The organism is Kosakonia radicincitans DSM 16656 (assembly GCF_000280495.2).
GTDB classification, from domain to species: domain Bacteria; phylum Pseudomonadota; class Gammaproteobacteria; order Enterobacterales; family Enterobacteriaceae; genus Kosakonia; species Kosakonia radicincitans.
Genome location: NZ_CP018016.1, coordinates 1,678,420 through 1,702,934, shown reverse-complemented (window position 1 = coordinate 1,702,934; position 24,515 = coordinate 1,678,420). Strand labels below are relative to the sequence as shown.

The window sequence follows — 24,515 nt, the reverse complement described above, 5'->3', positions numbered from 1 at the left end:
CAGGCATCTTCTATTGAGGGCATGATGGATAATTTCCAGAAAGACATCGATGACAGGGCGAATCTTACTCTGTCGAACCGGTTTGAGCTGTTGCTGTTTCGTCTCGGCACGTCGTTAGATTCCACGAAAGCAGAGTTGTTTGGCATCAACGTGTTTAAATTGCGCGAAATAGTACCGATGCCCACCTTCACTCGCCCTGCCGGAATGAAGCCGCCCTTACTGGGGATGGTCAATATCCGCGACCAGGTGATCCCGGTGATTGACCTGGCGGCGGTGGCGGGCTGCAAGCCCACGACCGGCCTCAATATTTTGTTAATCACAGAATATGCCCGTAGCGTGCAGGCCTTTGCGGTGGAGTCGGTAGATAACATCACTCGCCTGGACTGGAAACAAGTGCATACGGCTGAGAAAGCGATCAACGGTCGTTATATCACCAGCATTGCCTGCCTGGATGACGATAAGGACACCAACAATCTGGCGATGGTGCTGGATGTTGAGCAGATCCTGTATGACATTGTGCCTGCGGATCACGACGTTCATGGCGATCATGTGCCGGACAAGAAATTCCATCTGAAGCCGGGCTCGGTGGCGATTGTGGCGGAAGACTCCAAAGTGGCGCGCGCCATGCTGGAAAAAGGCCTCAACGCGATGGAAATTCCGACCGACATGCATATCACTGGCAAAGATGCGTGGGAGAAAATCCAGCTTCTGGCGCAGCAGGCCGACAGTGAAGGTATACCGGTTAGCGATAAGATCGCCATGGTACTGACCGATCTTGAAATGCCGGAAATGGACGGCTTTACTTTAACGCGTCTGATCAAAACCGATCCGCGCCTGAAAAATATTCCGGTGGTGATCCACTCGTCACTCTCCGGTAGCGCGAACGAAGATCACGTACGTAAAGTGCAGGCCGACGGCTATGTTGCGAAGTTCGAAATCAACGAGCTTTCGTCAGTGATTCAGGAAGTGCTCGACCGCGCGGCCAATAATGTACGCGGCCCGCTGATTAGCCACCACCAGGTTGCTTCACAGCCGTTACTGGCGAAGTAATTTCTGCGCCATAAAAAAACCGCCAGGTTTGCAGCCCGGCGGTTTTTCTTTATGCGCTATAGGCCATTACATCATCGGCAGCGCTAATTGTACGATACTGATCAGCGGCTGCGGGTAAATACCCAACAGCAGTACCAGCAACGCAGAGATCAGCACCACAATCCCGCCGGCACTGTAGGCCCAGTCGGATGGCGCATCGCGGTTCAGCTGCTGCGGCGCACTCAGATAGAGGCTCACCGCCACACGCAGGTAGTAATACAAACCAATCGCCGAACCGACCACCACAGCGCCCGTCAACCACCACAGGTGCGCTTCGACGCCAACGGCAAGGATGTAGAACTTACCGATAAAGCCTAAGGTCATTGGAATACCTGCCAGCGACAACATCATCACCGTCAGAACCGCCGAGAGAATCGGACGGTGCCAGAACAGACCACGATAGGAGTAAAGTGATTCTGCGTCCGGGCCGCGATACGGGCTGGACATCAGACTCACCACACCAAACGCGCCGAGGCTGCTGAACAGGTAACCGGCCAGATAGACACCAACGGTTTCCATCGACATCTGGCCGCTCTGCAACGCAATCAGCGCCACCAGCAAATAGCCGAGGTGCGAGATGGAGGAGAAACCGAGCAGACGTTTGATGTTGGTCTGGCTCAGCGCCATCAGGTTACCGAAGATAATGGAAACAAAGGCGATAAGACCCAGCACCACACGAACGGCTTCACTGTCGCTGACCGGCGCATAGAGGAACAAACGCATCAGCACGCCAAAGATGGCGATTTTGCTGGCGGTCGCCAGGAAGGTTGAGACCGGCGCAGGCGCGCCCTGATAAACGTCCGGCGTCCACAGGTGGAACGGCACCAGTGAGAGTTTGAAACCGAGACCGACAATCATCAGGCCCAGACCCGCCAGCAGCAGCGGCTCGTGCAGCATGCCTTCACCGAGGCTCTTACCGATAGCAACAAATGCCAGATTCCCGGTTTGCGCATACACCAGTGCGATACCGAACAGCAGGAAAGAAGACGCTGCGGCAGACAGAATGGTGTACTTGATACTGGCTTCCAGCGAACGTTTCTGGCGGAAGGCATAACCCACCAGCCCGAACAGCGGCAGGGAGATCAGTTCAATACCAAGGAACAACGCCGCCATATGGTTGGCGTTAGCCAACAGAATGCCGCCCATTGCGGCAATCAGTACCAGCAGATAAAACTCTTCTTTGTTGTCATTATACCCTTCCAGCCACGGATAAGCGAAGGTGCAGGTGGCAAGGCTCGCCAGTAGCACCAGCCCGGTGTAGAGCATGGCGTAACCATCGACGCGCATCAGCGGCGTCACATCCATAGCTCCCGCCTGCCCGACAAACCACAGGGAGAGCAGCGCGACGTTCAGGCCGATGACCGACAGCGTGGCATTGAGGAAATGGTTGCGTCGCCACGCAATGGAGAGCATCACAACCACCACCGTCAATCCGACGATCAGCAGCGGCAGCAGCGCAATCAGGTGTTGTGGAGTAATTGTCATGGCGATTTACGGCCTTGTAGTAGTAATAGAATTAACAAACCACTGCTGGATATTACCCATCGCGGCATGCGAGGTATCCAGAATCGGCTGCGGATAGAAGCCAAGCAGTACCAGAAGTACAACCAGGATCAGGATCATAAACAGCTCGCGCAGTGACAGCCCCGGCAGTTCCTTGCTGGCCAGTTCGCTTTTCGCTTTACCGAAGTAGGCGCGATGCAGCATTGCCAGTGAGTAAACCGATGCGAAAACCAGACCGAAGGTAGAAATCACCGTGATCATCGGCACAACCTGGTAGCTGCCGAAGAGGATCATGAATTCACCGACGAAGTTACCGGTACCCGGCATACCCAACGTGGCGACAGCGAAGAACATCGACAGCGCCGGCAACCATTTAATCTTGCTCCACAGCCCGCCCATCATACGCATGTCGCGGGTATGCAGACGTTCGTACAACTGACCGCACAGGATAAACAGACCCGCCGCAGAAAGACCGTGCGCAATCATCTGGATAACCGCGCCCTGATAGGCCAGCTGGCTGCCGGTGTAGATAGCAATCAGCACGAAGCCCATGTGGGACACCGAGGTGTAAGCGATCAGGCGTTTGATATCCGTCTGGGTGAACGCCATCCACGCACCGTAGAAAATACCGATGACGCCCAGCCACATGGCGATGGGGGCAAACTCTGCGGAAGCATTCGGGAACAGCGGCAGCGAGAAGCGCAGCAAACCGTAGGCTGCGGTTTTCAGCAGGATCCCCGCCAGGTCAACGGAACCTGCTGTCGGTGCCTGCGAGTGCGCATCCGGTAACCAACCGTGCAGCGGCACCACCGGCATTTTCACCGCGAAGGCGATGAAGAAACCAAGCATCAGCAGATATTCGACGTGGTCAGACATCGGCGTTTTCAGCAGGTCTTCATAGTCGAATGTCCAGACGCCGGTCGCGTTATAGTGCACCACTACCAGCGCCAGGATGGCAATCAACATCACCAGACCACTGGCCTGGGTATAGATGAAGAACTTGGTCGCAGCCGTAATACGCGTCTTCCCGTCGGAGGCTTTGTGGCCCCACAGTGCAATCAGGAAGTACATCGGCACCAGCATCATTTCCCAGAAGAAGAAGAACAGGAACATGTCGATGGCAAGGAACACGCCGATAACGCCGCCCAAAATCCACATCAGGTTGAGATGGAAGAAGCCCTGATATTTCTCGATTTCACGCCAGGAGCAGAGTACCGCCAGCACGCCGAGGAAACCGGTCAGCACCACCATCAGCAACGACAAACCGTCCATCGCCAGATGAATATTGATGCCGAAACGTGGGATCCACGCCAGTTTAAACTCTTCCTGCCAGGCAGGCAGACCGGTGGATTGCGTCAAAGAGTAGCCGCCCTGCATCCAGAGTTGCAGAGAAAGCGCCAGCGTCAGTCCCATGGTGATCAGGGCTATCCAGCGCGGCACCTTCACGCCGAAGCGTTCGGTCTGCCAGCAGAGAAAGCCGCCGATAAAGGGAATCAGTATTAGCCAGGGTAATAACATGGCGATATTTGTTCCTTGTTTAAGTCCGCCTCAGGCTATCTTGCTCATCATCGCGAACCCCGGCTGTGCTCGCAATCCGCACGTACTTTAGTACGCTCCGGTTGCTCTGCGCAGGCGGTGTCCACTCGGACTTTGCCGATAACGCCTGTCCATTCGGACCTGATTTTCAACGAATTTTCTAAAAATTCTCTTTCAGTTTGTAAGCCGGATAAGCGCAGCGCCATCCGGCCCACAAACTCAGCGCAATACCATCAGCAACGCCAACACCACGACAGCGCCAATGCTCATCGACGCGACATACCAGCGCAGATACCCGTTCTCGCTAAACAGCAGCCCTTTGCCTGCAAAGCGCGACAGGATCGCCGGAATGTTCATTAGCGCATTCAGCGGATCGCTCTTCAGCAGCCAGGCAATGCCAAGATACGGCTTCACAAAGATGCGGTCGTACAGCGCATCGAAGCCCCAGGCATTGAACCACCAGGTCCCGAAGAAGCGACCTGTCGCGCTGTTGGCAATCGAGTGCACCAGCGTACGTTTACCCAGCCACAGCCAGGCCGCCAGCAGAATACCGATGACAGCAACCGCACCGGACGCCACTTCCAGCATGACCACACTGCTGTGCGCCAGCTCGGTGGTTTCTGGCAGAACGCCTCTCAGCGGTGGCACAATCATCGCGCCAATAAAGGTGGAAAGTACCAGCAGCACAATCAGCGGCAGATGATGGGTGATCCCCTTCCCTGCATGAGCGTGAATCTGTTCTTTCCCGTGGAAGACAATGAAAATCAGGCGGAAGGTGTACAGCGATGTCATAAACGCGCCCACCAGACCGGCAATCATCAGATTGACATGGCCGTTTGCTACCGCACCGGCAAGGATTTCGTCTTTACTGAAGAAGCCTGCGGTCAGCAATGGCAACGCCGACAGCGCCGCGCCACCGACCAGGAAGCAGGCATAGACCAGCGGAATCGACTTACGCAGGCCACCCATTTTGAAGATGTTCTGCTCGTGATGGCAGGCGAGGATCACCGAACCGGACGACAGGAACAGCAGCGCTTTAAAGAACGCATGCGTCATCAGGTGGAAAATCGCCGCGTCCCAGGCCTGCACACCCAGCGCCAGGAACATGTAACCAATCTGGCTCATGGTTGAGTAGGCAAGTACGCGTTTGATATCCGTCTGCACCAGCGCGGCGAAACCCGCCATCAGCAGCGTTACCGCACCGACGATACCAACCAGATGCAGCACTTCCGGCGTCATCAGGAACAGCCCATGCGTACGGGCAATCAGGTAAACACCGGCGGTCACCATGGTGGCGGCGTGGATCAGCGCAGAAACCGGCGTCGGGCCAGCCATCGCGTCCGCCAGCCATGTCTGCAACGGCAGTTGCGCGGATTTACCGACCGCACCGCCCAGCAGCATCAGCGTCGCCCACATCAGCATGTTATTGCCGTTGGCGAAGTGCTGCGGCGCCAGCTCAACCATTTCGCGGAAGTTCAGCGTACCCAGTTCGTTGTAAAGGATGAACAGCGCGAAAGCGAGGAAGACATCACCCACACGGGTAACGACGAACGCTTTCATCGCCGCTGCGCCATTCTTCGGATCGGTGTAGTAGAAACCGATCAGCAGATAGGAACACAGGCCCACGCCTTCCCAGCCGAGGTACATCAGCAGCAGGTTATCTGCCAGCACCAGTACCACCATGCTGGCGATAAACAGGTTGGTGTAGGCGAAGAAACGGGAGTAGCCCTCTTCTCCGCGCATATACCAGGACGCGAACATGTGAATCAGGAAACCCACGCCGGTAACGACCGAAAGCATGGTCAGCGACAGGCCGTCCAGCACCAGGTTGAAACCGATGTTGAAATCACCGACCGCCATCCACGTCCATAACGGTTGCGAAAACGCCTGCTGACCGTTGTTGAAGAAATCAACGCCGACAAAAGCGGTCACCAGCGCCGCAAGGCCAATCGAGCCAACGCCAACGGTCGCAGAAAGATTCTCTGACCAGCGCCCGCGGGAAAAGGCCAGTAAGACAAAGCCAATAAAAGGCAGAATAATGGTTAAGGCGAGCATGTTCATCCACGCATCTCACTTACTGAATCGATATTCAGATTCTGGCGGCGACGATGGAGTTGCAGCAGCAACGCCAGGCCAATACTCGCTTCCGCAGCCGCGAGGCTAATGGCGAGGATATACATCACCTGCCCGTCGGTCTGTCCCCAGTAGCTGCCGGCAACCACGAAGGCCAGCGCAGCAGCGTTAATCATGATTTCCAGCCCAATCAGCATAAACAGCAGGTTGCGGCGGATAACCAGACCGGTCAGACCCAAAACAAACAAAATCGCCGCGAGGATCAGTCCATGTTGTAAGGGGATCATGCTTGCTCCTCCGTTTTTCTTTTTGCGCGGTCATCGGTGCGATTGCTCAGCACTTCACCGGCCCTGTCTTCGCGCCCCAGATGGAAGGCCACAACCAGGCCAGCCAGCAGCAGCATGGAGGCCAGCTCCACGGCCAGAACGTAAGGACCAAACAGCGTAATACCGACCGCTTTCGCGCTAATCGCCGTCCCGTCGATACCCTGATCGTTGACGCCCAGAATGGCGTAAACCATCACCACCAGCAGCACCGCAGAGAGCAGCGCCGGGCCGATCCAGATTTGCGGCGACAGCCAGTTGCGCTCCTGCTCGACTACGGTATTGCCAAGGTTCAGCATCATCACCACAAACACGAACAGCACCATGATGGCCCCGGCATAAACGATGATCTCCAGCGCACCGGCGAAGTAAGCGCCGAGTGAAAAGAAGACCCCGGCAATGGCCAGCAGCGACACAATCAGATACAGCAAAGCGTGCACCGGGTTGGTATGCGTTATTACGCGTACCGTCGTCAGGATGGCGACCAGGCCACAGATATAAAAAGCGAACTCCATTGCCCCTCTCCTTACGGTAACAGGCTCTTGACGTCGATAGGTTTGGCTTCGTTTTCCGCTTCACCTTTATCTTTGCCGTCGATTGCCATACCTGCCATCCGGTAGAAGTTATATTCCGGGTATTTGCCCGGACCGGAGATCAGCAGATCCTCTTTTTCGTACACCAGGTCCTGACGTTTGTATTCACCCATTTCGAAATCCGGGGTGAGCTGAATCGCCGTTGTCGGGCACGCCTCTTCGCACAGACCGCAGAAAATACAGCGTGAGAAGTTGATACGGAAAAATTCCGGATACCAGCGACCGTCCTGCATCTCCGCTTTTTGTAGCGAGATACAGCCTACCGGGCACGCTACCGCACAAAGGTTACAGGCAACGCAACGCTCGGAACCGTCCGGGTCGCGCGTCAGCACAATACGGCCACGGTAACGCGGCGGCAGATAAACCGGCTCTTCCGGGTACATACGGGTTTCGCGTTTCGCGAAAGCATGCAGGCCAATCATCCAGATACTACGGACCTGGGTGCCGAAGCCCACGAGTAATTCTTTTAAAGTCATGGTCTTTTCACCCCTTATTGCGCCTGCCAGAGAATGACAGCCGCCGTTCCCAGCAAGTTGAGTAGCGTCAGCGGCAGACAGATTTTCCAGCCGAACGACATCACCTGATCATAACGAGGACGCGGCAGTGCGGCGCGAATCAAAATGAACATCATCATAAAGAACGCGGTTTTCAGCGCGAACCAGATGAAAGGCGGTAACAACGGCCCCTGCCAGCCCCCGAAGAACAGCGTGACCATCAACGCGGAAATGGTGACGATACCGATATATTCGCCGACGAAGAACAGACCGAATTTCATCCCGGAATATTCAATGTGGTAACCATCCGCCAGTTCCTGCTCGGCTTCCGGCTGGTCAAACGGGTGACGGTGACACACCGCCACGCCAGCGATAGCGAAGGTCACAAAGCCGAAGAACTGCGGAATGACGTTCCACAAACCCGCCTGGTTGTTGACGATGTCGGTCATGTTGAATGAACCGGCCTGCGCCACCACGCCCATCAGGGAAAGCCCAAGGAACACTTCATAGCTCAGGGTTTGCGCAGAAGCACGCATCGCACCGAGCAGTGAGTATTTGTTGTTGCTTGACCAGCCCGCGAACAGCACCGCGTAAACCGCCAGCCCTGCCATCATTAAGAAGAACAGGATGCCGATGTTCAGATCCGCCACGACCCAGCTCGGGCTGACCGGCACAATGGCGAACGCTAACAGCAGCGAGGTGAAGGCGATCATCGGCGCGAGGGTGAAGATCACGCGATCGGAAAAGCGTGGGATCCAGTCCTCTTTAAAGAACATTTTGATCATGTCCGCGACCAGCTGGAGTGAGCCACCCCAGCCAACGCGGTTTGGTCCGTAACGGTTCTGGAACAGACCGAGCAGGCGACGTTCGCCAAAGCTCATGAACGCACCGCAGGTGACCACCACCAGCAGAATGACCACTGCTTTCAGGATGCTCAGCAGAATGTCGATAACATCCGGTGTTAACCAGCTCATGCTTGCGCCTCCCGCAGATTTTCAAGACGTGCTCCGGCCAGTACCGGCGCGATGCCAGGCATCCCCATCGGCAGACCAACCTGCCCTGCCGCCAGACCTTCGGAAACCTGCAATGGCAGGCTGATGGTCTGACCTTCCCAGGTGAAGGAGATATGCGCGCCCGCGTTAACACCAAGCTTCGCAGCGTCGGCCGGGTTCAGCTTGATGTACGGTTGCGGCATACGGCTCTGGAATACCGGAGAACGCTGCGACATTTCATCGCTGCCGAACAGGTGGTAGTACGGCGCGATACGCCATTTACCCTCCTGCGCTTCGAAGGTTCCCGGAATGGAAGTGAAGTATTCCAGCCCACTTTCGCTGGCCTCAATCAGACGAACGCCCGGATCGCCGTAGCGCAGGTGACCACCCACTTCAGCCTGGAATTTGTTCCATGCCTGCGGGGAGTTCCAGCCCGGCGCCCACGCAAACGGAATTTGCGAACGCGGAGCGGACGGCTGGTTGTTCCCTTCCATCGAGAAGGCGAACATGGTGTCTTTATCCTGCGGCTGGCGCGGTTCGTGCACGCTGATGTTGGCGCGCATGGCGGTACGCCCACTGTAGCGATGCGGTTCACGGGCCAGTTTCTGACCGCGGATGCGGAAGCTGGCGTCCGGCGCCGCCTCTTTAATGCCAGCCAGTTGCGGCAACGCTTCAACGGCAGCGTCAATCACATGGTCAAGCTGCGTCCAGTCCACTTCGCGGTTTTCAACGGTGCTGTGCAGCGAATGCAGCCAGCGCCAGCTCTCCAGCATAATGGTTTTGCTGTCGTAGTAGGCCGGATCGTAAACCTGGAAGAAACGCTGCGCGCGGCCTTCGTTGTTGATTACCGTACCGTCGCTTTCTGCAAAGCTGGCAGCGGAGAGCACCAGATGAGCCTGCTCCATGATTGCCGTACGCTGATGATCAATTACCAGCACCAGCGGCGCTTTCGCCAGCGCGGCATCAACGCGTGCAGCAGAAGCATGGCGGTGCAGGTCATTTTCCAGCACCACAACGGCATCAGCGTGGCCCGCTTCCAGTTCTGCCAGCGCATCATCAAGACTGCCGCCGCCAATCAGGCCGAGGCCCATACTGTTCACCGAACGGGCAATCATGGTGATGCCGACATCGGCACCGCGCCCTTTCAGCGCTTTTGCCACGTTGGCAGCCGCCTGAATCACTTCCGCGCTACCGGCGTTCGTCCCGGAGATAATCAGCGGTTTCTTCGCGCCAGCCAGCGCCTGGACAATCACATCGATTTTGTTTTTCAGATCGCTGCTCAGACCGTCAACCGCTGGCGCCGTCTCATCCAGCGCGTGGGCGATGGCGAAACCTAAACGCGCCTGATCTTCAACCGGTGCGCAATAGGTCCACGCGGCGATATCGTCCAGACGAGTACTGTCGACGTTGGTAACAAACAGCGGATGTTTGGCGCGCTGGCCAATGTTCATGATCGCCGCAATCTGCCAGTCGGCAACTTTCTGTGCCGCCGCCATTTCGCGGGCTTTGCCTTTCACGGCCTGACGCACCGCCAGCGCAACGCGCGCGCCTGTCTGCGTGATGTCTTCGCCGAGGATCAGCACCGCATCGTAAGATTCGATTTCGCGCAGCGCCGGGGTACGGATACCACCTTCGCGCAGCACTTTCAGCGCCAGTTCCAGACGTTCCTGCTCGCCTTTGGCGATGCCAGTGTAGAAGTTATCCGCACCGACAAGCGCGCGCAGGGCAAAGTTGCTCTCCACGCTGGCGCGCGGAGAACCGATGCCAATCACTTTCTTCGACTGACGCAGAATATCCGCCGCGCCCTGCATTGCTTGCTCGGCGTTCAGGGTGATCAGATCGTCGCCACGGCGTTGTACCGGCTGACGCGGTCTGTCTTTCAGGTTGACATAGCCATAACCGAAACGGCCACGGTCGCAAAGGAAGTAGTGGTTAACGGTACCGTTGTAACGGTTTTCGATGCGGCGCAGCTCGCCATAACGTTCACCCGGGCTGGTGTTGCAACCCAGCGAGCACTGCTGGCAGATGCTCGGCGCAAACTGCATATCCCACTTACGGTTGTAACGCTCGGAGTGCGTTTTGTCGGTGAAGACGCCGGTTGGGCAGATTTCCACCAGGTTGCCGGAGAACTCGCTTTCCAGCGTGCCATCTTCCGGGCGGCCGAAGTAGACGTTATCGTGCGCGCCATACACGCCAAGATCCGTGCCGTCTGCGTAGTCTTTGTAATAACGTACGCAGCGATAACAGGCGATACAGCGGTTCATTTCGTGTGAGATGAACGGGCCAAGATCCTGATTACGGTGAGTACGTTTGGTAAAGCGATAGCGACGGAAGCTGTGGCCGGTCATGACGGTCATATCCTGCAAGTGGCAGTTACCGCCCTCTTCGCAGACCGGGCAATCGTGCGGGTGGTTGGTCATTAACCACTCCACTACGCTTTCACGGAACTGCTTCGCTTCATCGTCATCAATAGAAATAAAGGTACCGTCGGATGCCGGTGTCATACAGGACATCACCAGGCGGCCACGCGTGTCTTCCGCGTTTTGATATTGCTTCACCGCACACTGGCGGCACGCACCCACGCTCCCCAGCGCCGGATGCCAGCAAAAATAAGGAATATCAAGGCCTAAGGAGAGACAAGCCTCAAGAAGGTTGTCTGCTCCATTTACCTCGTATTCTTTGCCGTCTACATGAATAGTAGCCATTAGCATGCTTCCAGTTGGCCTGAATAACCTTTGTCCTTCGCGCCGTAGCAGCGTTGTTACATCGCGAAAGTTGCGGGTCTTTCTCAGGTATTAATCAAAATTTGTTTCCGGCCTCGCCCAGGCGAGTAACCCCAATTACCAGCGCGCTTTCAGCAAGTTTGGCTGGATACCGCCAATCGCATGGGTATTGCTGAATTGCTGTTTAATGCCCGCTTCGAATTCTTCGCGGAAATATTTAATCGCGCTCTGTAAGGGTTCAACCGCACCCGGTGCATGCGCGCAGAAGGTTTTACCCGGCCCAAGTTGTCGACACAGTTGCTCAAGTGTCTCGATGTCCCCTGGCTGGCCTTCACCACGTTCCAGCGCGCGCAGAATTTTTACGCTCCACGGCAGACCATCACGGCATGGCGTACACCAACCGCAGGATTCACGGGCGAAAAACTCTTCCAGGTTGCGCACCAGCGGCACCATGCCAATCTCATGATCGACGGCCATCGCCAGCGCCGTTCCCAGACGGCTACCCGCTTTCCCGATGCTTTCGAATTCCATTGGCAGATCAAGGTGCGCTTCGGTCAGGAAGTCTGTACCTGCGCCGCCTGGCTGCCAGGCTTTGAATTTCAGGCCATCGCGCATACCACCAGCATAATCTTCGAGGATTTCACGCGCGGTCGTACCGAACGGCAGTTCCCACAGGCCCGGATTTTTCACGCGGCCGGAGAAGCCCATCAGCTTGGTACCGGCATCTTTGCTGGTCGAAATGTTCTGATACCATTCAACACCGTTAGCCAGAATAGCTGGCACGTTGCACAGGGTTTCGACGTTGTTGACGCAGGTCGGTTTACCCCATACGCCAGAGCTTGCCGGGAACGGCGGCTTGGAGCGCGGGTTCGCGCGGCGGCCTTCCAGCGAGTTAATCAGCGCGGTCTCTTCACCGCAGATATAACGCCCGGCCCCGGTGTGAACGAACAGTTCGAAATCAAAGCCGCTGCCGAGGATATTTTTACCCAGCAAACCCGCTTCGGTCGCTTCGGCAATGGCGCGACGCAGATGTACCGCTGCTTCAATATATTCGCCACGCAGGAAGATGTAGCCACGGTAAGCTTTCAGCGCAAAGGCGGAAATCAGCATGCCTTCCACCAGCAGGTGCGGCAACTGCTCCATCAACAGGCGGTCTTTGTAGGTGCCCGGCTCCATTTCATCGGCGTTACACAGCAGGTAACGGATGTTCATGGATTCGTCTTTCGGCATCAGGCTCCACTTCAGACCGGTGGAGAAGCCCGCGCCGCCACGACCTTTCAGGCCGGAATCTTTTACCGCGTTGACGATTTCGTCCGGTGCCATACCGGAGAGCGCTTTACGCGCACCGGCATAACCATTTTTGCTCTGGTATTCATCCAGCCAGACCGGCTGCTTGTCGTCACGCAGCCGCCAGGTCAGCGGATGTGTTTCAGGAGTACGGATAACTGTTTTCATTTATACCGCTCCAGCAGTTCGGGGATGCCTTCCGGAGTCAGATGCGCGTGAGTGTCCTCATCGATCATCATGTTCGGCCCTTTATCGCAGTTGCCCAGACAGCAGGTCGGCAGCAGCGTAAAGCGGCCGTCGAAAGTGGTCTGGCCCGGTTTGATCTTCAGGTGGCTTTCAATCGCCGACTGAATGCCCTGATAACCGGTGATATGGCAAACCACGCTGTCGCAATAGCGGATCACATGGCGGCCGACTGGCTGACGGAAGATCTGGCTGTAGAACGTTGCCACGCCTTCGACATCGCTCGCCGGGATCCCCAGAACATCAGCAATGGCGTAAATCGCGCCGTCCGGCACCCAGCCACGCTGCTTCTGAACAATCTTCAGCGCTTCAATGGACGCCGCACGCGGGTCTTCGTAGTGGTGCTTTTCGTGCTCAATTGCCTCACGCTCTGCCGCACTCAGCTCAAAAGCCTCGGTTTGTGGTTGTTGATTCTCGTGCATAATTAGCGGTCCACATCTGACATAACAAAATCGATACTACCCAGATAGACGATCAGGTCGGATACCAGGCTGCCGCGGATCGCCGACGGGATTTGCTGCAAATGCGCAAAGCTCGGTGTGCGAACGCGCGTGCGGTAGCTCATGGTGCTGCCATCGCTGGTCAGGTAGTAACTGTTAATACCCTTGGTTGCTTCAATCATCTGGAAGGATTCGTTGGCCGGCATTACCGGGCCCCACGAAACCTGCAGGAAGTGAGTAATCAGGGTTTCGATATGTTGCAGCGTGCGCTCTTTCGGTGGCGGCGTCGTCAGCGGATGATCCGCTTTGAACGGGCCTTCCGGCATATTGTTAAGACACTGCTCAAGAATACGCAGGCTCTGGCGCAGCTCTTCCACTTTCAGCATCACGCGGGTATAGCAGTCGCTGACGCCACCGCCCACCGGGATTTCAAAGTCGAAGTTTTCATAGCCGGAGTATGGACGCGCTTTACGCACGTCAAAGTTGATGCCGGTAGCACGCAGACCCGCGCCGGTAGTGCCCCACTCCAGCGCTTCTTTCGCGCCGTAAGCGGCAACACCCTGCGAGCGACCTTTCAGAATGGTGTTACGCAGCGCCGCCTTCTCATAAGAGGCCAGACGTTTCGGCATCCAGTCGAGGAATTCACGCAGCAAACGATCCCAGCCACGCGGCAGATCGTGCGCTACGCCGCCAATACGGAACCACGCCGGGTGCATACGGAAACCAGTGATCGCTTCCACCAGATCGTAGATTTTCTGCCGATCGGTAAAGGCGAAGAACACCGGGGTCATTGCGCCCACGTCCTGAATAAAGGTGGAGATATAAAGCAGGTGGCTGTTGATGCGGAACAGTTCAGAGAGCATCACGCGGATCACGTTGACGCGATCCGGTACGGTGATCCCCGCCAGTTTCTCTACCGCCAGCACATACGGCATTTCGTTAACGCAACCACCGAGGTACTCAATACGGTCGGTATAAGGAATGTAGCTGTGCCAGGATTGACGCTCGCCCATTTTTTCCGCGCCACGGTGGTGGTAACCGATATCCGGTACGCAGTCGACAATCTCTTCGCCGTCGAGTTGCAGGATAATGCGGAAGGCACCGTGCGCAGACGGGTGGTTCGGACCGAGGTTGAGGAACATAAAGTCCTCATTGTCGGTGCCGCGCTTCATGCCCCAGTCTTCCGGCTTAAAGGTCAGCGCTTCCATTTCTAAATCCTGCTTGGCTTTGGTCAGCTCAAACGGATCGAATTCGGTGGCGCGCGCCGGGTAATCTTTACGCAGCGGATGTCCCGTCCAGGTCTGCGGCATCATGATGCGCGTCAGGTGCGGGTGACCGTTAAAGGTAATGCCAAACATTTCCCACGTTTCACGCTCGTACCAGTTGGCGTTGGGGAAGAGTTTGGTAAACGTCGGCACATTCAGATCGTTTTCAGAAAGCGCCACCTTGAGCATGATGTCGCGGTTGCGATCGATCGAAATCAGGTGATAGAAAACGGAAAAATCCGCGGCGGGTAAACCGGCGCGGTGTGTACGTAGACGCTCGTCCATGCCGTGCAGATCGAACAGCATGACGTAAGGTTTCGGCAGCTTCTTCAGGAAATCGCCAACTTCCAGCAATTGCTCACGCTTCACCCAAACTACGGGTACCCCGGTGCGGGTCGCCTGAACAGTAAAGGCATCCGGCCCAAAACGGTTGCGCAATTCGCCAATGACCGGATCATCCAGATGATCCCGAGTCTGCCATGCGGCTTCTTGCGCGGTTAAATCGGTCATATTGTTCACCATTGCAAAGGGTCCGTGGTGACTGTCGGGTATGGCTTCGCGTTATTGGATTATTGAAATGCGAAGTTTTTTCCATTACCCACAGGCGCACATTAAATCTCGTCCGGCGTACGCAGATTGGTAACGGCAATGCGTTCGCCACGCTTACGGTCGCGTTCCGACTGCATATTGGCGCGGTAAACGCCCTGATCGCCAACCACCCAGGAGAGCGGACGACGTTCTTTACCAATCGATTCCTGTAACAACATCAGCGCCTGCATGTACGCTTCAGGACGCGGCGGACAGCCAGGGATGTAAACATCCACCGGGATAAATTTATCGACGCCCTGCACGACGGAGTAGATATCGTACATACCGCCAGAGTTCGCGCAGGCTCCCATCGAGATAACCCACTTTGGTTCCAGCATCTGGTCATAAAGACGCTGAATAACAGGCGCCATTTTGGTAAAGCAAGTACCGGCGACGACCATCAGGTCCGCCTGACGAGGAGAAGCACGCAGTACTTCCGCACCAAAACGCGCGACGTCGTGAACGGCAGTAAAGGAGGTCACCATCTCTACATAGCAGCACGACAGACCAAAGTTATATGGCCAAATTGAGTTTTTACGGCCCCAGTTCACCATATCGTGCAGGGCATTTTCGAGTTTGCCCATATAAACGCTACGGTTGATTTCTTGTTCCAGGGGGTCGGTTACGATCTCCTGTTTTTGCAGGGGGTAACGGTCGTTCTCACCGTTAGGATCTATGCGGGTGAGCGTATAATCCATCTTATTGCCTCGCGGTTAGCGTTGACGATCAGTGTAGCTGCCAGTCTCTGGGTTGATATGCTCACGGCGCGAACGCACGGGCGTCCAATCCAGCGCGCCAATACGCACCAGATAAACCAGACCAGCTAACAGCACTAAAATAAAAATTGCAGCTTCGACAAAACCGACCCAACCACTCTCGCGAATGGAGGTTGACCATGCATAGAGGTAAAGCGCTTCCACATCGAAGATGACGAAGAACATGGCCACCAGGTAGAACTTGGCGGAGAGACGTAAGCGCGCGGAACCGACAGAATCGATACCGGATTCGAAAGGAACGTTTTTGTGCCTTGCGCGTGCGCGGCCGCCTAAAAAACGACCGCCGACCAGCATCAGGCAACAAAGCCCTATGGCGACAATAAGAAAGATAGCGAATGCCCAGTGATGAGCGATGATTTCAGTGGATGTTGACATACGCATTGCTTAACTCAAAAGGTAGCGTTAATACCTCTGCTCTTGCTGGCAGATGACGCCACATCGATTCACGGGGAGGAATAAAACCACACATTAACTGTGAAAAAAGGCGAAAACAGCTAAACGATGTGGGTTTTACTCCTTTCTATAACCTTTTGTCAACTTTAACAAAAGTTTCCTCACATTAGTTTACATCGGCAGCAATTCATTAACATTTAGTGCCGTTTTCTTGATCGGCCTCAAACATACCCGCGAAAAAATCAGGTGTTGAATCGTGTCCGTTGTGAGCTTTTCCTGATATTACCCGCTTATTTTGACAGGATTTTGTCCGGATTCCTCCCCCTCATTGGGAGTATTTTCTTGATCTGAGACACGCTTTTGTTAATTCATCGCAAAAAACGGCAACAATCCAGCTTGATTTTTAACATGAGCTTAAGGCATGAAAGACTATAGTTGATAAAGGGATATTTTGCTGTGAGGAGTATTAACTTCTTGAAAGGAAATATTATTTAGAGGGTCAATAATTCACCAGGGAAATGTTCCGATATAAAACGAACCAGTGGCAGCGATTTCACTGCCAGCGGTTCATTTTTGCACTTACATTTTGTTACCAGTTTTGGCGCAAAATGTTAGCCAAAATCCCCTTCAACGATAAGCGGATCCCCACCTTCTTCAGACCCAGAATTCCCGTAATGCCACGGGTTCTGGTAATGTTCCATCGCCTGAAAAATAACCTGCGCCAGTTCATTCTGGCTATTGGGATTATAGCCCAGCAGATATTCCGTATCAGGCAATAGCGGCAGGCCATCAGCACGGCCTAATACCCGCAAATCCGGACTCATCATTTCAACAGGGCGGGCGGTGACACCAAGCCCGGCTTTCACTGCCGCTTTCACGGCCGAAAGCGTTGAAGCCACATAAGCCATGCGCCATGGAATATCGGCACTATTGAGCGCATTAATCACCATGTCGCGAAACGAACTGGGTTCATCCAGCAACACAAGTGGGATAGCCTCACCTTTCTGCAGGACATATTCCGCCGAACAGTACCAGTGCGTTGGGGATGTACGTAACGTCAGGCAATCAAACTGCCCGTAGCGATGCGTTGTCACCACCAGATCGAGGTCATGATCCTGAAGACGATCGTCGGATAACGGGTTGCGCTTCACGCGCACATCCAGCGCCAGTTTCGGATATACCGAGCTAATACGATTAAGCAAGAAAGGCAAAATGGTATCGGCTGATTCGTCAGAAGCGCCAATAGTTAATACGCCCTGCAAGTTGCTAAACATCAGCGATGTACAAGCTTCATCATTGAAACGTAAGATCTTTCGCGCATAACCCAGTAATTGAATACCGTGCTCGGTTAAAAGTTTATTACGCCCATGACGGGCAAAAAGTTCCTTTCCCACTAACTGTTCCAGCCGCTGCATTTGCTGGCTTACGGCAGACTGGGTGCGACATACCGCAGCAGCAGCCGCAGCAAAGGTGTTCAGATCAGCGACCGCAACGAAAGTTCTCAGCAGATCGAGGTCGAGATTCAGTATCGGACGATTTGCATTTATCATATTTTTTCACTTACGGGTTGCTCGCGCAGAGTGACCCGGGTTTATGCTGTGCTCGTAAGATTAAGTAATTCCATTTAAAAAGTGCATCCAGCAACGTCATGACTCATCAAAGCCTGACTGTAAGTTCTCGTGTTTATAGTTCGCTGTCTAATGCAAGCTGAACCCATTGGCTTTATTTCGCATGCTCCATTCCTTCTGGATATATAAACCGTGATAAACCTTGCGAATGCTTTTAAAAAAAGAACCGGTTTATGCACATCACTGGCTATACATAGCACATGTATCATATACCATAAGGCTATATAAGCGGACTGGAGTAAAAGCGAATAATAACAACCAACTAAAATCAAGAAATAGTCCTTAACTAAAGCATGGCTTTTTCACATCAGCACCATTTCTTGCCCTCCGAGTTTAACCTAAAACCTTTATATTTATAAGCATTATTGCGAATAATCTTAAACCGCAATTGTCATGATGTCCGACCTCTGGTTATAATATTAGAGACGAACATAGTTCCCATTCTCAATATTAATTCGCTATTAATTGACAACCGTTCTAACTATTAATAATGCTTAACATTGCGTTTACAGCGCAAACATTCCCCTCTGACAAAATGCATGACTCCATCTTGCCATCATCCAGATTTTGCGAAGAATTCTCTGTCGGTTTGCGTACTTCTTTTTTAAACCCGCACTAAGTAAGGGCCTTTTATTAGCGATAAATTACAACTTCTTATGTATTTTTGATATTTAAAACTGAAAATTAGCGTAAAGGCAGTTTAAGAACAAGGGTAAAATAAAAGAAAACAGTTAAAAAAACGTTAATCAATGAGAAAGTTACCGCGAAATCTTCTTCTGCTAACCCTTCAAAACTGGCGGGCGTGGGAGTACATTGTTCCGTGCTCACTTCCACGGCAGGCAGTGGCTCCCATAGCTAAAAGGTCAAAGGTTCATGTCCTCCATCGAAAAATCCAGCAAATTAGATAATGTCTGTTACGACATCCGTGGCCCGGTTCTGAAAGAAGCAAAGCGTCTGGAAGAAGAAGGCAATAAAGTTCTTAAACTTAACATCGGCAACCCTGCTCCATTCGGCTTCGAAGCGCCGGATGAAATTCTGGTTGATGTGATTCGTAACCTGCCAGGCGCGCAAGGCTATTGCGATTCCAAAGGGCTTTATTCAGCCCGTAAAGCGATCATGCAGCACTATCAGGCGCGCGGTATGCGCGAAGTCACCGTTGAAGATATCTATATTGGTAACGGTGTTTCTGAACTGATCGTTCAGTCGATGCAGGCGCTGCTTAACAGCGGTGACGAAATGCTGGTTCCCGCCCCGGATTACCCGCTGTGGACAGCGGCCGTGTCGCTTTCCGGTGGCAAAGCCGTACATTATCTGTGTGATGAATCTGCTGGCTGGTTCCCGGATCTTGACGATATTCGCGCCAAAATCACACCGCGCACCCGTGGTATTGTGATTATCAACCCGAATAACCCTACCGGTGCGGTTTATTCAAAAGAACTATTGATGGAGGTGGTTGAGATTGCGCGTCAGCACAACCTGATCATCTTCGCCGATGAGATCTACGACAAAATTCTTTACGACGCGGCCGAGCACCACTCTATCGCCGCACTGGCGCCGGATCTGTTCACTATTACCTTTAATGGTCTGTCAAAAACCTACCGCGTGGCAGGCTTCCGCCAGGGCTGGATGGTGCTGAGTGGGCCGAAAAAACACGCGAAAGGCTATATCGAAGGGCTGGAAATGCTGGCCTCGATGCGCCTTTGCGCCAACGTTCCGGCACAGCACGCAATTCAGACTGCGCTCGGCGGTTACCAGAGTATCAGTGAATTTATTGTGCCGGGCGGTCGTCTGTATGAACAGCGCAACCGTGCATGGGAACTGATTAATGAAATCCCCGGGGTTTCCTGCGTGAAGCCCAGCGGCGCACTCTACATGTTCCCGAAAATTGACGCGAAACGCTTTAATATTCACGACGATCAAAAGATGGTGCTCGACTTCCTGCTACAGGAAAAAGTGCTGTTGGTGCAGGGTTCCGCATTCAACTGGCCGTGGCCGGATCACGTACGTATCGTGACGCTGCCGCGCGAAGACGATCTGGAGATGGCGATCAGCCGTTTTGGCCGTTTCCTCTCTGGTTATCATCAGTGATCTTCATCGGGGGAGGATTTGCATCTTCCCCCACACTCTGCGCACAATGACTCAGGTCGCAGTCACAGACAAGGTTAACTATGAGTCAGAGTCATTTCTTCGCCCACCTTTCCCGCCTTAAACTGATCAATCGTTGGCCGCTGATGCGCAACGTACGCACCGAAAATGTGTCCGAGCACAGCCTGCAAGTGGCGATGGTCGCCCATGCGCTGGCGGCGATAAAAAACCGTAAATTCAATGGTCAACTGAATGCCGAACGTATTGCGTTACTGGCTATGTACCACGACGCATCGGAAGTTCTGACCGGCGATCTGCCCACCCCGGTAAAGTATTTCAATTCACAAATTGCGCAGGAATATAAGGCGATTGAAAAGATTGCCCAGCAAAAGTTGGTCGAAATGGTACCGGAAGAGTTGCAGGATATTTTTGCGCCGCTGATTGATGAACATCACTATAGCGCGGAAGAAAAAGCGATCGTGAAACAGGCAGATGCACTATGCGCCTATCTGAAATGTCTGGAAGAGCTTTCCGCCGGCAACAATGAATTCGGGCTGGCAAAATCTCGCCTCGAAAAAACCCTTGATGCCCGGCGCAGCCCGGAAATGGATTACTTCATGCAGGTTTTTGTGCCGAGTTTCCATTTATCGCTGGATGAAATCAGCCAGGACTCACCGCTGTAAGTATTCTTTGCCGGGTGAATGCCACCCGGCAAACGCGTCAAAACGGAAACAGTATCGGGATCAGCACCGCACAAACCACCATCACCAGCAGCGTAAACGGCACACCGATCTTAACAAAATCACTAAACTGGTAATTGCCTGGCCCGAGCACCAGCGTATTGACCGGTGATGAAACTGGCGTCATAAATGCGGCTGATGCCGCCATTGCCACCATCATGACAAACGGATACGGCGAAACGCCCATCGATTTTGCCGCCGCCAGCGCAATCGGTGCCATCAGCACCGCAGTGGCGGTGTTCGAGATAAACAGCCCGATGACCGCGCACATGATAAACAGGCAGATCAGCATAACGTGCGGCCCGTAACCGCCGCCGATATCCATCAACCCCTTAACCACCAGATCCACGCCGCCGGTTTTTTGCAGCGCCAGCGCAAAAGGCATCATCCCGACGATCAGAATAATGCTCGGCCAATGAATGGCCTTATAGGCGCTTTCAGCATCAATACAGCGGAATTTCCCCATTAACATGCAGGCGATAATCGCAGCGATCGGGTTGGGGATTTCATCGGTGAGCATCAGGGCAACCATCAGCACCAGGCAAAAAATTGCATGCGGCGCCTGGCTATGGGCAGGCGAAGCAGCGCTCTCTTCAACCGGTAAATTGAGCACCACAAAATCGCGGCCGTGAGAGCCCAACTGACGGATCAGTTTCCAGTTACCGACGACCAGGAAAATATCGCCCAGTTCCAGCGTGATATCCGTAATCACACCGTCAACCGCCTCGCCGTTGCGCTTCAGGCCGACCACGTTTAAGCCGTAACGGGTACGAAAACCGATTTCGCGGACCGTCTTACCTATCAGTTCAGAATCCGGAATTAACGACACTTCCGCCATCCCCACATCCAGCGCTTGATCGGAAAAATATTCACCACGTAGCACCATGGGTTCCAGCAACTGTTCGGCACAGAATTCACGCAAATTCACTTCAGCAGCAGACATGTCAATCAGCAGAACGTCGCGGGCACGAAACTCGGAGACACCATTAACGTTGACAATTACCCGCCGAAAACGCCTCCAGCGTTCGACGCCGATAACATTCGCGCCATAACGTTCGCGAAGCCGCAAATCATCAAGGCGCTGGCCGATCAAAGGGGAACCGGGACGAATAGCAAGGCGGCGCGCGCGCCCGGTAAGGCGGTACTCTTTAATCAACTCACGAAACGAGCGACGCTTCCAGCCGTCACGCTGCGCTTGCTCATCATCCCCTTTCAACATAAAACGCATCAGCAGCATATAGATGATCCCCAGCAGCAGAATCACCAGGCCCAGCGGCGTCACGCTAAAAAAGCCAAATCCTTTCATGCCTTCTCGCAACAGTTCGCTGTTCACCACCAGGTTAGGCGGCGTTGCCACCAGCGTCATCATGCCGCTGATAAGCCCGGCGAAACTGAGCGGCATCATCAGTCGTGAAGGCGAAATCTGCATGCGTAGCGAAACGCTCATGACCACCGGTATAAAAATCGCCACCACACCAGTCGAACTCATAAACGCGCCCAGACCGGCAACGGTAAACATGAGCAGCACCAACATTTTCACTTCGCTGCTGCCAGCCATCTCAACCAGCCAGGCGCCCATATTCGTTGCCACGCCGGTGCGCACCAGGCCATCGCCGATAATAAACAGTGCGGCAATCAGGATCACATTGGGATCGCTAAAACCTGAAAAGGCCTCGGGCAGAGTGAGTATGCCACTTAAGACAAAGGCGACAATCACAAACAGCGCCACCGCATCCATGCGTACTTTCCCCGTTGCGAAAAGCACAACGGTAATAGCCAGCAGACACAGCACCCAAATCAGTTCACCGTTCACAACATATCCTTGTCAGTTGATGGAGGGGAAATAGTGCCATAAAAAAACCCCACAAATGTGGGGTTAAATCATGGGTTCAGGCATTCAGCGTGACAATCGCCGTTCCGTCTGACTGCTTCGCAACATTCAGCGCTTCGAGGCTGGTAAGTACGAAATCGGCTTCATCAAGCCGGGGAGAATCGGCCGGAACATTTACCGCAATGACGTGGCATCCTGCCGCCAGCCCGGATAAAACGCCCGCGGCGGCATCTTCAACCACCACACAATCCTGTGGCACCAGCCCCAGCCGCTCTGCGCCAAGCAGATAAGCATCCGGAGCAGGTTTACCATGTTTAACCTGCTCGGCGGTGATAAACACTTCCGGCGCAGGCAGACCGGCTGCGCGGTGACGGGCGTGAGCAACCGGCACGGAACCGGAAGTAACAATCGCCCACGGAATCCCTGCCGAATCGAGGTGCTGCAGTAATGCGATAGCACCGGGCAACGGAGCGATCCCGTCGGTATCCGCCGCTTCGATGGCTTCCAGCCAGGTAAACTCGGCGGCAATATCCTCTTCCGATTTTCCCGGCATAAAGTGACGCAGCGAGGTAATCGCCTGTTTGCCATGGATGAAATTCAGCACTTCATCATGCGCGATGCCAAACCTGTCAGCCCAGCTACACCATGCCCGTTCAACAACGGGCAGAGAATTAACCAACGTGCCATCCAGATCAAACAGAAATCCTTTGCACTGCACACTCACCTCCTCAGGCGTTGATAATCTGATTAATTTCGTTGCTGCTCAGATGATACTGGCGCGGGCAGGAGTGCCATACGCTCAGCATGCGCTGATATTTTTCCCACATAGGCGTTTGCGCATTAAAGCCGTGCGTACCGGCATCGAAATGGGTGTAGCGGCCTTCAATATTCACCATAAAACGCACATAGCCTAGGTAACGCGCTTCCGTTGCCGCGTCGAAGCCAAGGAAAGTCACGCGCCGTTCATCGATGTTGTTGGCGTCTTTCAGGTTGGTCCAGGAGACATGGAGCGCGTGATACATCTCCATGATATCGATAACAATGCGGCAGGTTTCTTCTTTCAGCTCGCCGAACTCGCGATCCAGCTCGCGCATTTGCAGACCATAGCCACGCTCAATAATGGTCTGTAAACGGCGGTAGCGTTCTGCATTCGCCGGATCCATCATGGTCATCATTTTATACTGATTGGATAAGATCAGACGTTGGGCGTTAGTCATTTCCATCTTTCGACTCCTGTGGCTCATCGGCGCTTTAAATAAGATGTTTCGAGTTTACATGCTGAAAACGATGGCTTTCTTGATTTGCCGGGGGTGTTGCGTAGATCAAAATGAAAATAAAAAAAGAAGCCACCGCAAAGATGTCTTCTTTTATATAGACTGCGATTCCTGATGGCGTCACAGATCATCAAGAAATGTTTTATCCAGCTGCTTGAAAGCACGTTTAAGAGTATCTGCCAGCGCCTGGTAATCAGGTTTGCCTTCGAACGGCGCCAGCGCCTGTCCTGCTTCCTGGAGCTTGCCCCGCACTTCGTAAAACCAGTGCAGAATGGAAGGCGGTAGCGGCGTGACGGAACGTTTACCCAGCCACCATAGCCCCTGCATTGGCAGGCTCAGGGCAAACAGCGCGGTTGCCACTGCCGGGCCAAGCTGACCGCCAAGCGCGATTTGCCAGCACAGAGTGAAGACCGCCAGCGGCGGCATAAAGCGGATAGCGTGACGCGTTGCGCGGATCACGCGATTCTCAACAAACACCGGAGCGAGGCGTTTTTCCATGGGCCAGGTCTTCGCATAGCGCTGACCTCGACGAAACAAACTGAAGAAACTAACGGGTCGATTCTCAGAAGTGGACATGGTCTTACCTCAACTTCACATATAAAAATTAAAAAATTTGTGCAAAACAACAACTACGGATGA

General features: G+C 54.0%; 21 protein-coding genes. 3 read left to right on the top strand and 18 right to left on the bottom strand.

The genetic code is table 11. The features are described from left to right. Positions 1–24 precede the first annotated feature (24 nt). The gene (locus tag Y71_RS08400) at positions 25–1,050 is read left to right on the top strand and encodes a chemotaxis protein (protein ID WP_007371100.1); all 1,026 of its coding nucleotides are present in this window, start codon (positions 25–27) and stop codon (positions 1,048–1,050) included. Positions 1,051–1,116: 66 nt separating this feature from the next. Here the strand turns inward: Y71_RS08400 and nuoN are convergent, their stop codons facing one another. The 14 genes from nuoN to lrhA form a co-directional block, all read right to left on the bottom strand. Then, on the bottom strand, positions 1,117–2,574 hold the full coding sequence (nuoN, locus tag Y71_RS08395; RefSeq protein ID WP_007371099.1) for an NADH-quinone oxidoreductase subunit NuoN: 1,458 nt from the start codon (positions 2,572–2,574) through the stop codon (positions 1,117–1,119). Between the two features lie 6 nt (positions 2,575–2,580). After that, positions 2,581–4,110 carry an NADH-quinone oxidoreductase subunit M gene (gene nuoM / locus Y71_RS08390; protein ID WP_007371098.1) on the bottom strand — a complete coding sequence of 510 codons (1,530 nt, stop codon included), beginning with the start codon at positions 4,108–4,110 and terminating at the stop codon, positions 2,581–2,583. Positions 4,111–4,347: 237 nt separating this feature from the next. Continuing rightward, positions 4,348–6,189: an NADH-quinone oxidoreductase subunit L gene (nuoL, locus tag Y71_RS08385; RefSeq protein ID WP_035889803.1), complete on the bottom strand. Its 1,842-nt coding sequence runs from the start codon at positions 6,187–6,189 to the stop codon at positions 4,348–4,350. Then, positions 6,186–6,488 (bottom strand): NADH-quinone oxidoreductase subunit NuoK, encoded by a 303-nt coding sequence (nuoK, locus tag Y71_RS08380; RefSeq protein WP_002463445.1) that lies wholly within the window; start codon positions 6,486–6,488, stop codon positions 6,186–6,188. Before nuoK ends, nuoL begins: the two co-directional genes overlap by 4 nt. Beyond that, positions 6,485–7,039, bottom strand: a complete 555-nt coding sequence (gene nuoJ, locus Y71_RS08375) for an NADH-quinone oxidoreductase subunit J (RefSeq protein WP_007371095.1) — start codon at positions 7,037–7,039, stop codon at positions 6,485–6,487. Before nuoJ ends, nuoK begins: the two co-directional genes overlap by 4 nt. Positions 7,040–7,050: 11 nt before the next feature. Further along, entirely contained in the window at positions 7,051–7,593 is a 543-nt protein-coding gene (gene nuoI / locus Y71_RS08370; protein ID WP_035942165.1) for an NADH-quinone oxidoreductase subunit NuoI, read from the bottom strand. 14 nt (positions 7,594–7,607) lie between these two features. Continuing rightward, positions 7,608–8,585: an NADH-quinone oxidoreductase subunit NuoH gene (nuoH, locus tag Y71_RS08365; RefSeq protein WP_007371093.1), complete on the bottom strand. Its 978-nt coding sequence runs from the start codon at positions 8,583–8,585 to the stop codon at positions 7,608–7,610. Further along, positions 8,582–11,308: an NADH-quinone oxidoreductase subunit NuoG gene (gene nuoG / locus Y71_RS08360; RefSeq protein WP_007371092.1), complete on the bottom strand. Its 2,727-nt coding sequence runs from the start codon at positions 11,306–11,308 to the stop codon at positions 8,582–8,584. The genes nuoH and nuoG overlap by 4 nt, the downstream gene beginning before the upstream one ends. A 135-nt stretch (positions 11,309–11,443) precedes the next feature. Then, on the bottom strand, positions 11,444–12,781 hold the full coding sequence (nuoF, locus tag Y71_RS08355) for an NADH-quinone oxidoreductase subunit NuoF (protein ID WP_007371091.1): 1,338 nt from the start codon (positions 12,779–12,781) through the stop codon (positions 11,444–11,446). Then, a complete protein-coding gene (gene nuoE / locus Y71_RS08350; protein WP_007371090.1) occupies positions 12,778–13,278 on the bottom strand; it encodes an NADH-quinone oxidoreductase subunit NuoE in 501 nt (166 codons plus the stop codon). The genes nuoF and nuoE overlap by 4 nt, the downstream gene beginning before the upstream one ends. Positions 13,279–13,280: 2 nt before the next feature. Continuing rightward, a complete protein-coding gene (nuoC, locus tag Y71_RS08345) occupies positions 13,281–15,083 on the bottom strand; it encodes an NADH-quinone oxidoreductase subunit C/D (RefSeq protein ID WP_072439644.1) in 1,803 nt (600 codons plus the stop codon). Between the two features lie 89 nt (positions 15,084–15,172). Continuing rightward, positions 15,173–15,847, bottom strand: coding sequence for an NADH-quinone oxidoreductase subunit NuoB (nuoB, locus tag Y71_RS08340; RefSeq protein ID WP_007371088.1), 675 nt, complete (start codon positions 15,845–15,847; stop codon positions 15,173–15,175). 15 nt (positions 15,848–15,862) lie between these two features. After that, positions 15,863–16,306, bottom strand: a complete 444-nt coding sequence (gene nuoA / locus Y71_RS08335; RefSeq protein ID WP_035889801.1) for an NADH-quinone oxidoreductase subunit NuoA — start codon at positions 16,304–16,306, stop codon at positions 15,863–15,865. Positions 16,307–16,929: 623 nt separating this feature from the next. Continuing rightward, positions 16,930–17,868, bottom strand: coding sequence for a transcriptional regulator LrhA (lrhA, locus tag Y71_RS08325; RefSeq protein WP_007371086.1), 939 nt, complete (start codon positions 17,866–17,868; stop codon positions 16,930–16,932). Between the two features lie 951 nt (positions 17,869–18,819). Between lrhA and Y71_RS08320 the strand changes: the two genes are divergently transcribed. Then, complete coding sequence (locus Y71_RS08320; protein ID WP_007371084.1) at positions 18,820–20,034, top strand: pyridoxal phosphate-dependent aminotransferase; 1,215 nt, start codon at positions 18,820–18,822, stop codon at positions 20,032–20,034. Positions 20,035–20,114: 80 nt separating this feature from the next. Continuing rightward, positions 20,115–20,714: a 5'-deoxynucleotidase gene (yfbR, locus tag Y71_RS08315; RefSeq protein ID WP_007371083.1), complete on the top strand. Its 600-nt coding sequence runs from the start codon at positions 20,115–20,117 to the stop codon at positions 20,712–20,714. 37 nt (positions 20,715–20,751) lie between these two features. Here yfbR and Y71_RS08310 read toward each other — a convergent pair whose 3' ends face one another. The 4 genes from Y71_RS08310 to yfbV all read right to left on the bottom strand — a co-directional run bounded on the left by Y71_RS08310 (position 20,752) and on the right by yfbV (position 24,452). Beyond that, positions 20,752–22,584, bottom strand: coding sequence for an SLC13 family permease (locus Y71_RS08310; protein WP_007371082.1), 1,833 nt, complete (start codon positions 22,582–22,584; stop codon positions 20,752–20,754). A gap of 76 nt (positions 22,585–22,660) precedes the next feature. Continuing rightward, on the bottom strand, positions 22,661–23,320 hold the full coding sequence (locus Y71_RS08305) for a sugar phosphatase (protein ID WP_007371081.1): 660 nt from the start codon (positions 23,318–23,320) through the stop codon (positions 22,661–22,663). A gap of 10 nt (positions 23,321–23,330) precedes the next feature. After that, complete coding sequence (locus tag Y71_RS08300) at positions 23,331–23,825, bottom strand: YfbU family protein (RefSeq protein ID WP_007371080.1); 495 nt, start codon at positions 23,823–23,825, stop codon at positions 23,331–23,333. A 171-nt stretch (positions 23,826–23,996) separates the two neighbouring features. Continuing rightward, complete coding sequence (gene yfbV / locus Y71_RS08295) at positions 23,997–24,452, bottom strand: terminus macrodomain insulation protein YfbV (protein WP_035889798.1); 456 nt, start codon at positions 24,450–24,452, stop codon at positions 23,997–23,999. Positions 24,453–24,515: the final 63 nt, after the last annotated feature.